We start from the raw sequence: 12300 nt of genomic DNA, 5'->3' as shown, positions 1-12300 counted from the left end.
CCTGCTTTCTTAACTGGTCGTTACAATTGGCCCGGCGCTTCGAGCCCTTCACGGTGCGAGGCCGCTGTCACGGTATTGACCAGCAGCATGGCAATCGTCATCGGACCGACCCCGCCCGGGACCGGCGTGATCGATCCGGCCGTCTCCTTCGCCGCGTCAAAGTCAACGTCGCCAACCAGGCGCGTCTTGCCCGCGCCGCGTTCGGGCGCGTCGATCCGGTTGATGCCGACATCGATGACGCAGGCCCCCGGCTTGACCCAGTCGCCCTTGACGAGGCCGGGCCGCCCGACGGCTGCCACGAGAATATCGGCCTGGCGGCACAGCGCCGGCAGGTCCTTTGTGCGCGAATGGGCGAGCGTGACGGTCGCATTCTTTTCCAGGAACAATAGCGCGGCAGGCTTTCCGACCAGGATGGAGCGGCCGACGACGACGACATACTTTCCGGTCAGATCACCGACGGCCCGTTCGGCGAGTAGGACGCATCCCGCCGGCGTGCAGGGACGCAGGCCCCGCTCACCCAGCAGCAGGCGTCCGGCGCTGACCGGGGTCAGCCCGTCGACATCCTTGTCCGGGTCAATCCGCCCGATCACGGCATTGGTGTCGATATGGTCGGGCAGCGGCATCTGGACGAGGATCCCGTCGATGGCCGGGTCGGCATTGAGCCGGTCGACAATGGCCAGCGCCTCGTCAGTCGTCAGGCTGGCGGGTTTGCGGATTTCCACCGAGTGGAGCCCGGCGGCGGTGGCGCGTTTCACCTTGTTGCGGACATAGACATCACTGGCCGGATCGTCGCCGATCAGCACCACGGCCAGGCCCGGCTTGCGCCCGATGATCCGCGCGATGGCCCCGGCGGCCTCGCCCGCCTTGGCGTCGATCAGTTCCGCCGTCTTCTTGCCGTCGATCAGCTCCGCCGCCATCTCAGCCCCCGCTTTCCAGTCTCGCCCGCACCGTGTCCGGCGCGAGGTCTGCGTCCACCCGAACGGTCTTGATACGCGCCGTCGCGCCGCTGGCAAGCCCGAGCGCCGATTTCGGCACGCCGATTGCCTTGGCCAGAAGCTTGAGAAGGGCGGCATTGGCCGCCCCGTCTGCGGGCAGGGCACGGACCCGGGCTTTCAGCCAGGCGGTGCCATCCGCGCCGGATTCCACACCCTCGATCCGGTCGCTGGCGGATTTGGGCGTCAGCCGGACACGGATCAGAAGGCCGGAGCCATCAGACCGGAGCCAGCCCATCCTCGCGTCAGAAACCGGCGCGCAGATAGATCCACTGCACCAGGACTTTCAGGAACTGGATCAGAAGGAGCAACACGATCGGCGAGAAATCCATGCCGCCCAGTGCCGGCAGGATGCGCCGGATCGGCCGCAGGCCAGGCTCGACCAGCGCCCCGGTGCCGCGGATGATGCCGCTGACGATCTGGTTGTAGGGATTGATCACATTGAAGGCGACGAGCCAGCTGAGGATCACCCAGATAAAGATGATGAGCTGGTAGAGGCTGAGAATGTTCGTGATCAGCCAGTAGATCGGATAAGGCATCGCGCGCGGTCTTCCCTCTTGGATATACCGCCCTGTCTATCCTTCTGCGGCGTGCGCGGGCAAGCGCAGCCCTGTCGCTTTTTCAACCCACCGGACCGACAAATGCAGGTGTGCGGGTGCGCGGCGTGGACGCTTCGCCTCCGCCCCCCTAATCTCTGAAGCGACAAGAGGCGTGTGGCCTTTAAGGGGTGTGAGTACGATGCGTGTGTTTCTGTTTGTCGCCGGCCTGGGACTGATCGCGTCCGCCGCCGAAGCCCAGACCTCGTCCTACGAGGCCGTCGAGCGCGCGCGCTACGAGGCCTGCCTGCAGCGCGTCGAGACCGATCCGGAAAACGCCTATGAGGACGCGCTGGCGTGGAAATATGACGGCGGCGGCTGGCCGGCCCTGCATTGCGAGGCCCGCGCGCTCGTCACACTGGGCGAGGAAGAAGAAGGGGCCCGCCGCATGGAAGCCATGGGCATGGCCTCCGATGGCGGCACCGACGCCATGCGCGTGCTCGTGCTGGCCGAAGCCGGTGAAGCCTTCCTGCTCGCCAATGCACCCGAAGAGGCCCGGCGCGCCTATACCAATGCCTTGAGCTTCAATGAGAATTCCGCCCCGCTCTGGATGGGCCGCGCCCGGGCCGCGCTGGTCCAGGAGATGTGGACGGCTGCCGAAGCCGATGCAACCGCGGCAATCTCGCACAATGCCGGTCTGGCCGAGGCGTGGCGCACCCGTGCCGAAGCGCGGCTGGAACTGGGACGGCTCGACGGTGCGGAAAGCGACATGAACCGGGCGCGCGAGCTCGACCCGGCTGATATCGAAACACTCGTCATCCGGGGCCGCATCCTCGAAGCCCGGCGGCTCGGGGGTTAGGGCCCTTTTCTCCTTCCCCGTGAGGGGGAGAAGCGTGGATTACTCAAGCTTGCCTCTCCCGACGGAAGTCGGGGCCCAGCGGTCCTTTTCTGGATCCCGGCATTCGCCGGGAAAACAGACTAAGCGCGTCATCCGCCGGCTTGTCCGGGGGATCTTTCTTTCGAGATGCCCCGAATAAATCGGGGCATGACGCTTAAAGAACCACTTTCTCCTTCCCCTTGATGGGGAAGGCCTGCCCTCGACTGGATCGGGGGTGGCTGACGCGAAGCGTCAGACGGAAGGGGTGGACGAATACCAGCCTTTGCGTATCCCACCCTCTCCGTCCGCTGCGCGGACACCTCTCCCCTCAAGGGAGAGGAGGGTGTTCACCCGCACGCCCTTATTATTGTCATCCCGGCTGACCCGAAGGGACAAGCCGGGACCTTGAACGTCAAACTCCCGGTTTCGGGTCCCGGATCGGCTTCGCCGTCCGGGATGACAGGTGTCAGGGATACACACATCCCGCAAAGCCCTCGCGGCGGACGACGCCGGCGCGGGCTTCCAGCGTTCCGGCCCGGCCCGCCACGTATTGGCCCGGCGGGTCGACACGCCATTCGTTCGGGTTGGGCAGGACCGCGGCGAGGAGTGCCGCTTGCCGGGGGCTGAGATCGGCGGCGGACACGCCGAACCTTGCCTGCGCAGCGGCTTCGGCCCCAAAGAGCCCGTCGCCCCATTCGGCGATGTTGAGATAAGCCTCCATGATCCGGCGTTTCGGCCAGCCGGTCTCGATGAGCAGGGTGAACCAGGCTTCCATGCCTTTGCGCACCCAGCCGCCGCCATTCCAGAGGAAGAGATTCTTCGCCGTCTGCTGGCTGATTGTGGAGGCCCCGCGCCGCCGCGCGCCGGAGCGCAGATCGGCGAGCGCCTCGCGGATCGCCTCGGTATCGAACCCGTCATGACTGCAAAAGCGGGAATCCTCCGCGCCGATGACGGCATGAACGAGATGCGGGCTGATCCGTGTCAGCTTCACCGCCTCGCGGCGCACGTCCTGACCCTGCAGGGCGCGCTGGCCCATCAGGATGGAGGGCGGCACGCCAAAACTGCCCGCGAGATCGACCAGCAGGACAGAGCCGAGCATGAAGACGCTCGCCGCCAGCGCGCCGCCGCGCGCCAGACGCAGCGTGAGCCAGCCCAGCGAGCGCCAGGGCCGCCGCGGACCGCGTCGCCGCAGATAGCTGAGGCGGCGGGCTAGCGAGACCATTCCGCCCTCACGTCGGGATCGGTTTCGGCCTCCAGCGCGCCGGTCTTCAGTGCCGCGAACCGGGCTGGATCAAGGCGTGACAGCGCCCACACCGCTGCGCCGCGCACCAGCGCGCTGTCGTCTCTTGTCAGGTTCTCGGCGGTCGCCACCAGTCCCGGATCGTCCGAATTGCCGATGGCGATGAGGACGTTGCGGACAAAACGGTCGCGCTTGATCCGCTTGATCGGCGAGCCGGAAAAAAGCGCACGGAAGCCCGCATCATCCAGCCGGGCGAGATCGGCGAGGGCGGGTGATTTCAGGTCTTCGCGCGCGATCAGCATGGCTTCGGAAGCTTCTTCAGCAAACTTGTTCCACGGACAGACGGCAAGACAATCATCGCAGCCATAGATGCGGTTGCCCATCGCCTCGCGGAATTCGGGCGGGATCGGCCCGGCATGTTCGATCGTGAGGTAGGAGATGCAGCGCCGCGCATCGAGCTGATAAGGCGCGGGGAAGGCGTTCGTCGGGCAGATGTCGAGACAGGCCCGGCAGGAGCCGCAATGGTCGGCTTCGGGCAGATCGGGTTCGAGCTCCGCATCGGTCAGGATCACGCCGAGGAAGAACCAGCTCCCGAGATCGCGGCTGACGAGATTGGTGTGCTTGCCCTGCCACCCCAGCCCCGCCTTCTCCGCCAGCGGCTTTTCCATCAGCGGCGCGGTATCGACGAAGACCTTCACCTCAGCCCCCGTCCCGGCCGCGAAGTCGCGCGCGAGGGCTTTGAGGCGTTTCTTGATCAGGTCGTGATAATCGCGGTGGCGGGCATAGACCGAAATATTGGCGCTGGAGCGCTGCTCCAGATCGGCAAGCGGGTCTGTGTCCGGCCCGTAATTCATCGCCAGCACAATGGCCGATTTCGCCTCCGGCCACATCGCGGTCGGCGCGGTGCGGCGCTCCAGCGTTGTCTCCATCCAGCCCATTTCGCCATGCCGGCCCTGATCGACGAATTCTTTCAGCCGCGCGCCCGCCGCCCACGCCTCGTCCGCCCGGCACACACCCACCGCGTCAAAGCCGAGGGCTTGGGCTTGTGAAATTACGCCCGACTTATTCGTAGAAGGCATCAAGACGAGCCTGGGCATCATCTACAGCAGAACTGGTCCGGGATATCGCCTGAAAGGCGTCGAAGAACTCCGCCTGTGGCTCATCCATATGACCCAGAAATTCGTCGAGACCCGTTGCCTGTCGGCTAATCGACATCATCGACATAAAAAGCGGCGCAGTAGCCTCATAGGCTTCGAATAATTCGGCATAAGCTTCGGCGAGTTCAATGCTGGCTTGATGTTGATCTGGCCGGTCATTGTCTTCGTTTAGCTCAGACCGCCAACGCGTAGCCGTCATGGAAGCGAAATTTCCATAGCTTCTAGAAAGGCGGTTCAACCGTTCAGCATGATCGCGAAGTTCCGACGCAAGCACAGGAACTTGCTCAACATTGCCTGTCTGAAAGACCGCTTCAATTGCCCTCAACCGGTTTTGGCATTCGGTAAACTCGATATCGGCGATGAGGCCCCTGTGTAGGAACTGCTGATCATCGGTGAACAGTAACCACAATCGACTGTTTGCGAGATAGACATCCGCCGCAGTGCGGGCCGTGGTCAAATTTGCCGCCGCGTCTTGGCGTTCAAGTTCTTCGGGGAAGGAACGAAAATGCTCGGCCATCCGAGCGTCCAAGGCAAAAGCCTGTTCGGCTTCCACCAGAAACATGCGGCTAGCAGATGCGACGGCATCAATGCCTGAATCAAGCCGGGCGTCTCCCGTAGACGGTTCCTGCTCAAGCAGAAACTCGATCTGAGCCGTGAATTCCGCATACATGCGCTCACGTTGCTCGATGATATCTGCAATGGTTGCGCTCGCCTCGGCTTCGGTGATGTCGCCAGCTTCCAGCAAGTACCCTTCCTGAGCAATTTGCCAACGGTCTGAAAGCTGATCCGCAAAGTCCGAAATCGTATAGGAAAGCTCTCCTGACCAACTCAGCTCGGATTGATAATCCTGCCAATCATACTGCTGCGCAGCCGCTTCAACGTTCCCAAACACAAAAATGACAAGGGCGGCCAGGCGGAGCATCTGCACCCCCTAAAAATCCAGGTCCGCATAATGGCTCGCCGGTTCCAGCCCCGGCAAGCGGTCGGCGAGGAGGGCGCGGAAGGCCGGGCGGCATTTCACCCGCGCATACCAGGCGCGCACCGGCTCGAATTCCTCCCACGGCACATCGCCGAGATAATCCGCACACGAGAGATGCGCTGCCGCGACGACATCGGCGAGCGTGTAGCGCGGACCGGCGAGCCCGTCGCGCGCTTCGAGAAGTCCTGAGAGATAGTCGAGATGCCCGCGCAAGTGCTCGCGGCCTAGCCGCAGCATGGCCGGATCGGGCGCGCCGAGGCCCTGCGCGCGTTTTTCCAGCTTCTCATGCAGGAGATAGGCGTTGACCTCGCCGTCATATTTCCGGTCGAACCAGCTCATCAGGCGGCGCATTTCCGCGCGCTCCGCCACGCCCTTCGGCATCAGGGCGGGTTCGGGATAGGCCTCTTCGAGATAGGCGAGGACGGGGCCGGATTCGCACACGGTCAGGCGCGCGCCTTCGCGGTCATCGACCAGCACGGGCAGCGTGCCAGCCGGATTGACGGCGAGAATGCTCTCCGGGTTCGACCACGGTTTTTCGAGGCGCGTATCGATCTCCAGCCCTTTCTCGGCGAGGGCGAGGCGGACCTGACGGGAGAAGGGATCGAGCGGCCAGTGATGAAGGATGCGCATGGGGTGCAAGCCTAGTGTGCTTCGCGGCCCGGTTTAAGCGCTTTCGTCTGCCGCGTCGTGGTCGGCGCGGAAAAAGTCGGAACCGTGCGGTTCGGCGCGCCCCTTCGGATCGGGGTGGATGATGATGTCGGCGGCCGGATAGACCTCCATCAGCCGGCGCTCGCAGGCGACGAGAATCTGGTGGGCGGAGTCCAGTGTCAGTTCCGGATTGAGGTCGGCGTGGAACTGGATATGGACCAGAGGTCCGGCGGCTCGGGTGCGCAGCTGGTGAACGCCCAGCATTTTGGGGTCCTGCAGGGCGATCTCGCGAATGCGGTCGCGTTCCTCGTCGGGCAATTCGTGGTCGAGGAGGTGGTCGAGTGCGCCCTTTGCCACGCCCCAGGCCGACCAGAACAGCCACAGCGCCACCGCGATGGCGATGGCCGGGTCGGCGCGCCCGACGGCGAAAAAGGCGGTCAGCGCGATCCCCGCCATGACGGCGAGGTTGGAGGCAAGGTCGGCGACGTAATGGGCGCGGTCGCCGGTGACGGCGACCGAGCCGGTCTTGGCGATGGCCCGGCTCTGCGCCCAGATCAGAAGCGCCGTCAGCACGATGGAGAGCACCATCACGCCGATCGCCCATCCGCCATGGCGGATGGGTTCAGGATCGATGAGCCGCTGCCCCGCCTCCCACATCAGCCAGCCGGCTGACACGGCGATGAAAAGGGCTTGTAAAAAGCTGGCAAAGGCTTCCGCCTTGCCATGACCGAAACGGTGTTCCCGGTCAGCCGGCGAGGCCGCATAACGCACCGCGAAGAAGGTCGTCAGCGAGGCGGCAAGGTCGAGCGCACTGTCAGCAAGCGAGGCGAGCAGGGCGATAGAGCCCGAGGCGATCCACGCGGCGAGCTTGGCTGCGACCAGCGTCAGCGCAATCCCGACCGACAGAGTCGTGGCCGCACCGGTGATCTTGCGCGCGTCGGCCGGATCGAGCTTTCCCGGTCCGCCAGCGTCGTGATGGGGCGCGTCATGGGGCATGCCCGCGACTTAGGGCGGCGCAGGGCCGGGCGTCAATCGGGGAGGCGCGAGGAAATTATGCGGTTCTTCTAATGCGAATTATCGTCTAAGTTGAGATCATGCGCAGTTTTCTCGCCCTGATAATTTTTATTGTCGGTGTCGGATCGGTGTTCTGGATATACCCGGACCCAATAAACTGGCTGAGCAATGCAGGTGGAAACCTGTTAGCCGGCATACGCAGTTTCTGGGCCGGCTTGTCAGGGTCGGATCAGCAACTCGCTGTTGTTGCGTTGGGGGCCCCCCCTGCTCTGGCTGCAGTCATCGGCCTTTGGCGCATGTTTTTCCCTGCCCGGACCCGCGAAACCCGGCAAGTTGTTATCAGGGAGGGGAAGCCGGAATTTCCCTTTCACATTTACTCTACCGAACGGATTTCAGAACTGAAGAAGTCGCGTGGAGAGAAGCACGACGACTTCCCTTATCAGGAAAGATTTTCGGCGGGCCTCCAAGGCAAGTTTCTCGCAGAGATCAACACTCCCCTTCTCATGATGACCGGGCGGCGGGGCTTGGGAAAAACCCGCGAGTGCATTGAACACATTCAGCGGATCGCTGAGAGAAAAGGTGAAGAAGTATGCATTCTCTATCCCAAGGGCGAATTTGACCGTCCCAAGCCAGATTCCATTCCGGACGATTTCGTTCCACGCACGCTCATTCTGTTCATAGATGAAATCGAGACGCGCCTGGGTACGGATGCTCTTAAGAGCCAGACAGGGGATGAACAGTATCGGGGCTTTGAAGACAGGCTCGCCGCCACGATAGAATGGATGCGCGCTCGCCAGGGAAATCGCGACTGGCGCGTTATTCTCACGGCATCCGACGAGCCGGATTCACTCGAAAAAATAAACGCCGGATCCGGAATATTGTCCGAATTCAAAACCTATCAATTGCGGGCGATTCACAAGCGCGTCCGGTATCGTTTCATAAAGGCTGTAGCGACGTATTTCGGTTTTGAGATTGATACCGAAGCCGTGGCGGCCATCAGCCGAAAGAGCGACGGTACGCCGCGCGGCATCATGATTCCTTTCTCCGATCTCGCACGAAAAAAACAAGACCGGTCCCACCCGATACAATTGTCCGATACAGTCGATTACTCCTTCAGCTATCCGGCTGACTGGACCAACGAAGTCTATCGAACAGCGATTGCTCCCTATCCCGAGCGGGCCAGCGTCTTTCGGGCCCTGTCCATCCTGTACCGGTTACGGATTCCCCCCCAGCAGAAGCTCGCTGTCCATCTGGCAACTACATTGGGGCCCTCGGGTGGCGTATTTGCGCGATCAGGAGCGAAGATTCAGCGCGCAATTCGCCGGGATTTGCTGGCCTGGGTTTTCGAATTTGACGACGAACTGGTTTGTCCGTCGGCCTATTTGGAATCCGGCCAAGTCAGCCGCGATGATTTCACCAGCTTCCTGAAGTCGCTGGACTATGGGCTGCAACGACGAAGCCTGTCTCCGAAACTCCTAGCAGGCATCCCCGGATTGTACTCGGTCGCGATTTCTCTGGGGTTGGAGCGGGAGACCCTGTCAGTCCTGCGCCGGGCTGTGCGAAAGCGGCGCAATCGTTGTGCTGTACTTTGGCTATCCATTTCACTGATCCAAGAATCTCTCGGTGAACGGGATTCAGCCATTATCTCGGCAGAACAGGCGGTCAGGGTTGATAAACGGCATGTTCCGGCTCTGTTTCAACTCGCGTATTTGCAAGGCGATACGGCCAATCCACGTGCCAGCCTGGCAACAGCCCGCCAAGCGGCAGAAGTGGCCCCCGATAATGACTTCGTTTGGCTGAATCTGGGCATTCTCCAGGGCCGGTTCGGCAATCACAAGGAGTCGGTTGAATCCTTGAAAAAGGCCTGCGGCCTCAATCCCCAAAGCCCGCGCGCTTGGTACAGTCTTGCCATTGCTTATGAGCGCTCCGGGAAGCAGCCTCAATCAATTGATGCGGCGCGCCACGCCGTCAAACTTGACCCTGATGATGCGCGTGGTTGGCAGACACTGGGAATCGCACTCGATCGCGCCGGCAAACATAAGGAAGCGTTGCCAGCTCTGACGAAAGCAAAAAAACTGAATCCGGGGGATGGCGCGATATGCCTGAGTCTGGGACGGGTCTATGCGAGTCTTGAAGAGCGGGGACAAGCCGTCCGCCATTTTCGGCAAGCCGAAAAGCTGTCTGGTGACGATGCCGGTCTGTTGACGGCGATCAGCATAGCATTTGGAATCAATGGCTATGCCGAGGACGCGGTTGATGCGGCGCAGAAAGCACTTCGTATTAGACCCCGCGATGTAAATGCGATGCGCAGTCTGGCGCGGTCCGTTGAACAGATACCCGGCCGCGAGGGGGAGTCCATCGAACTCCAGAAGCGTCTCGCCGAACAGATTGATACGGCCGCGGAGTGGGCTGGCTACAGCGTTGCGTTGGGGAAGGCCGACCGTCACGAGGACGCAGTGAACGCTGCAGAATCTGCATTGGCGAAAGACCCGGATAATGAGGATGCCTTGCGCAGCCTGTCCATCAACCTGTCGCATCTGGAGCGCCCATACGCTGACCGCATAGAGGTGATGGCAAGGCTGGCCAAGATTGCTGATAGTGCAGGGGATTGGTCGCGGTTGGGCAAGGCCTATAATGCTATCGGCGTTTTCGATAAAGCCGCCGAAGCTCATGCACGGGCTGTTGAGCTCGACCCGGACAATATCGAAGCGCGCCGTCTTTTTGCCGTGCAGACCACGCGATTGCCTGATCGTGTTGAAGAAGGCATTCAGGCATTGAATGATTTAGCTAATGAAACAAACGAAAGTACGGACTGGTATCGGCTGGCCGCCACCCAGGGGCGCTCCGGTCAGTATCAAGATGCAGTCGATTCTGCGCAGAAAGCCGTGACGAATGACCCCGGAAATTTGGAAGCCCGTCGTGTCCTTGCTTTGAATCTGGCCAACATTCCAGGAAAAGAATCGTCGGCTGCACACCATCAAGAAATCGTTTGCGAACAAGGTAACCAAGCCGATGATTGGTACAGGCTGAGTGTAACTTTGGGGCGCCTTAGCCGAACAGATGAAGCCATTTTGGCAGCTGAAAAGGCGATCCAGATTGATCCGGAACATTACAGGGCTGGCGTGAGTCTGGCGATCAATCTGTCAAAATCGCCTGGCCGCGCCCATGAAGGCATACCCCTTTTGAAGGAGATTGCCCCACGAACGGGCCGTGCTGAAGACTGGATACGGCTGGCGGCGGCGCATCACGGCGCTGGTGAAACAGATGCTGCCGCTAACGCTTCGCGAAAAGCTGTCGATATCGATCCCGAGAATGAGTCTGCCCTTCGCATGCTGGCCCGCAATCTTGAGAAGCTGGATCGATTCGGAATGGAAACACTCGAAGCTTATCAAAAATTAGCAGAGGTGTCCGACAAACCTAGTGATTGGGAACGCTATTCACTGATCTTGGGAAAACACAACCGAAACCGGGAAGCGGTCAACGCGGCCAGTAAGGCTCTCGAAAAGGAACCGACCCGCGTTCTCGCCCGTCGAGTATACGTCAGCAATCTGGACAGAATGGAAGGGGAGGAAGCCGCCGCGCTCGAGGCCGCTCGCGAGTTAGCGAGTTTGACGGCTGCTGCACCGGACAATTACCGTTTGGCCAAAATGCTTGTGAAAGCGGGCGATGATGCCGGTGCTCTCAAGGCAATAGCAGCGGCGCGCTCCACCAAGCCCGGAAAACTCGAATTTCGTCGCTTTGAAATCTCTGTTCTTGTGCGGATACCCCAAGAAACGGAAAAAGGTCTGAGCTTGGCCCGTGGGCTTGCTGAAGAAACAGGCACACCGGGAGATTGGAAGCGGCTCGCAAAAGCTTGTGAGCATCTCCAGCGCCACGAAGAGGCGGCGAATGCACGGCAGAAAGCGCTTGAAGCCGAAGCGGAAACAGCCGGATAGATTGGGGAGTTGATCGGAAAACGAGAGTAAAGCGAAGTCCCCCATGGCCCTCTCCTACCTTGTCCTCCTCGCCCTCGTTCAGGGACTGACCGAGTTTCTGCCTGTCAGTTCCTCGGCGCATCTGATCCTGGCGGGGATCGTGGTCCAGCTGGAAGACCACAGCCCGCTGATCGATGTCATGGCCCATCTCGGCAGCCTCTTCGCTGTGCTGGTCTATTTCCGCCGCGATATCTGGGAGATCGGTCTGGGCAAGTTCGCCCTGCTGACCGGAAAGATGACGCCCGGCGGACGGCTGGCCCTGCTGGTCGCCGTGGCGACTCCGCCGGTCATCATCGGCGCGGGCGCGCTTTATTTTACCGGCATGGTCGAGGCGATCCGCACGCCCGCCATCATTGGTGCCGCAACACTGATCTTTGCCCTGCCGCTCTGGCTCGCGGATCGCTATGGCCGCCGCGTGACAACAGCGGAGACGCTCTCCTGGCGCGATGCGTTTCTCATTGGCGTGGCGCAGGTCTTCTCCCTCATTCCCGGCGCGAGCCGGTCAGGCACGACCATGACTGCGGCGCGTGCGCTGGGCATGACCCGGCCCGAAGCGGCGCGCTTTTCCATGCTGATGGCGATCCCCGTGATCGCCGCCTTCGGTCTCGTCGCGGGGTTTGATCTTTTCCGTGGGGTTGATACGGGCGCGAGCTTTGCCGACGGCCTCGTCGTCGCAGGCCTGTCCTTTGTCTCGGCGCTGGCCTCGATCTTCGTGCTGATGCGGGTGGTGGAACGGCTGGGATTCCTGCCCTTCGTCCTCTACCGCCTCGCACTCGGCGCAGCGATTTTCGTCTTCCTGGTTTAGGGGCTAAATTCAGTTTCCTCCCCCGTTCACGGGGGAGGTGTCAGCGAAGCTGACGGAGGGGGGATAGAATAAAAATCC

At 61.6% G+C, this 12300-nt stretch carries 11 protein-coding genes; 3 read left to right on the top strand and 8 right to left on the bottom strand.

Annotation, left to right across the window (positions count from 1 at the left end):
• Positions 1-20 precede the first annotated feature (20 nt).
• Genes folD through V0U35_RS01045 form a run of 3 tightly spaced genes read right to left on the bottom strand, consistent with a single transcriptional unit; the run spans position 21 to position 1531 of the window.
• Positions 21-917, bottom strand: a complete 897-nt coding sequence (folD, locus tag V0U35_RS01055) for a bifunctional methylenetetrahydrofolate dehydrogenase/methenyltetrahydrofolate cyclohydrolase FolD (protein ID WP_330194789.1) — start codon at positions 915-917, stop codon at positions 21-23.
• A 1-nt stretch (position 918) separates the two neighbouring features.
• Positions 919-1230, bottom strand: coding sequence for a DUF167 family protein (locus V0U35_RS01050; RefSeq protein ID WP_330194788.1), 312 nt, complete (start codon positions 1228-1230; stop codon positions 919-921).
• A 7-nt stretch (positions 1231-1237) separates the two neighbouring features.
• Positions 1238-1531: a YggT family protein gene (locus V0U35_RS01045; RefSeq protein ID WP_330194787.1), complete on the bottom strand. Its 294-nt coding sequence runs from the start codon at positions 1529-1531 to the stop codon at positions 1238-1240.
• Positions 1532-1730: 199 nt separating this feature from the next.
• Here V0U35_RS01045 and V0U35_RS01040 point away from each other — a divergent pair, with 199 nt between their 5' ends.
• The gene (locus V0U35_RS01040; protein WP_330194786.1) at positions 1731-2387 is read left to right on the top strand and encodes a tetratricopeptide repeat protein; all 657 of its coding nucleotides are present in this window, start codon (positions 1731-1733) and stop codon (positions 2385-2387) included.
• Positions 2388-2871: 484 nt separating this feature from the next.
• On the opposite strand, the gene mtgA is transcribed toward V0U35_RS01040, so the two are convergent.
• Genes mtgA through V0U35_RS01015 form a run of 5 tightly spaced genes read right to left on the bottom strand, consistent with a single transcriptional unit; the run spans position 2872 to position 7425 of the window.
• The gene (mtgA, locus tag V0U35_RS01035; protein WP_373696355.1) at positions 2872-3561 is read right to left on the bottom strand and encodes a monofunctional biosynthetic peptidoglycan transglycosylase; all 690 of its coding nucleotides are present in this window, start codon (positions 3559-3561) and stop codon (positions 2872-2874) included.
• 53 nt (positions 3562-3614) lie between these two features.
• Entirely contained in the window at positions 3615-4724 is a 1110-nt protein-coding gene (queG, locus tag V0U35_RS01030; RefSeq protein WP_330194784.1) for a tRNA epoxyqueuosine(34) reductase QueG, read from the bottom strand.
• Positions 4708-5724, bottom strand: a complete 1017-nt coding sequence (locus V0U35_RS01025; RefSeq protein ID WP_330194783.1) for a hypothetical protein — start codon at positions 5722-5724, stop codon at positions 4708-4710. Before V0U35_RS01025 ends, queG begins: the two co-directional genes overlap by 17 nt.
• Positions 5725-5733: 9 nt before the next feature.
• Positions 5734-6411: an FtsZ-binding protein FzlA gene (fzlA, locus tag V0U35_RS01020; RefSeq protein WP_330194782.1), complete on the bottom strand. Its 678-nt coding sequence runs from the start codon at positions 6409-6411 to the stop codon at positions 5734-5736.
• 33 nt (positions 6412-6444) lie between these two features.
• Positions 6445-7425 (bottom strand): cation diffusion facilitator family transporter, encoded by a 981-nt coding sequence (locus V0U35_RS01015; RefSeq protein ID WP_330194781.1) that lies wholly within the window; start codon positions 7423-7425, stop codon positions 6445-6447.
• A 98-nt stretch (positions 7426-7523) separates the two neighbouring features.
• On the opposite strand from V0U35_RS01015, the gene V0U35_RS01010 reads away from it, so the two are divergent.
• Positions 7524-11378, top strand: a complete 3855-nt coding sequence (locus tag V0U35_RS01010; protein WP_330194780.1) for a tetratricopeptide repeat protein — start codon at positions 7524-7526, stop codon at positions 11376-11378.
• 43 nt (positions 11379-11421) lie between these two features.
• On the top strand, positions 11422-12222 hold the full coding sequence (locus V0U35_RS01005) for an undecaprenyl-diphosphate phosphatase (RefSeq protein ID WP_330194779.1): 801 nt from the start codon (positions 11422-11424) through the stop codon (positions 12220-12222).
• Positions 12223-12300 lie beyond the last annotated feature (78 nt).

This window comes from Hyphobacterium marinum (assembly GCF_036330325.1).
Classification (GTDB): Bacteria; Pseudomonadota; Alphaproteobacteria; order Caulobacterales; family Maricaulaceae; genus Hyphobacterium; species Hyphobacterium marinum.
The sequence above is the reverse complement of the archived record's forward strand: the minus strand, read 5'-3'. Positions and strand labels throughout refer to the sequence as shown.